Annotated in this window: 1 protein-coding gene; it reads left to right on the top strand. The window is 40.0% G+C overall.

Going from position 1 to position 592, the window contains the following annotated elements; genetic code table 11:
• Window positions 1-348, top strand: a 348-nt coding sequence (locus tag AB4496_RS29150) for a GNAT family N-acetyltransferase (RefSeq protein ID WP_372133605.1), incomplete at its 5' end; no start/stop codon positions are given.
• Window positions 349-592 lie beyond the last annotated feature (244 nt).

Raw genomic sequence — 592 nt, 5'->3', positions numbered from 1 at the left:
GGTATCCCTAAGAGCGCATTGGAAAAAGCTGTACTAAATTCATTCTGTTTTGGGGTGTTTGAAAGTTCAGGCTCTCAAGTCGGCTTTGCCCGCTTGATTACTGATAAGGCAACATTTGCGTACTTAGCCGATGTATTCATTCTTGAATCTCACCGAGGGATAGGGTTGAGTAAATGGCTAGTCAAAACAGTCGTTGAACATCCTGATCTGCAAGGCTTAAGACGAATGGTTCTAGCCACGAGAGATGCTCATGGCTTGTATTCACAGTACGGTTTTAAGCCTATTGAGAACCCAGAAATACTTATGCAAATCTGGCATCCGAACATTTATAACAAATCAACCGCATAACAAACTGTTTAAGGGGGATTCGCAACGCGTGGCATTTTTACTGTGTGTTGGTTTTAGTGATTAAGGTGTTTGCAGTAGCTTCGGTATTGCGTTGTTCACGCTTTAACTTTTCGTTATAAGCTATTGCATTTGTTAAGTATTTCAAAGTATGCGTAAAAGGTTCTAAGTATTATTCTTTCTTTAGTTATGTAAAGCGGGTTACTTATGGGCTCATCATCTCGCAGTAAATCGGTTGCACTTATAT

Source organism: Vibrio sp. 10N.222.46.A1 (genome assembly GCF_041473595.1).
GTDB classification, from domain to species: Bacteria; Pseudomonadota; Gammaproteobacteria; order Enterobacterales; family Vibrionaceae; genus Vibrio; species Vibrio tasmaniensis_A.
This window is presented reverse-complemented; position numbering and strand designations above follow the sequence as displayed.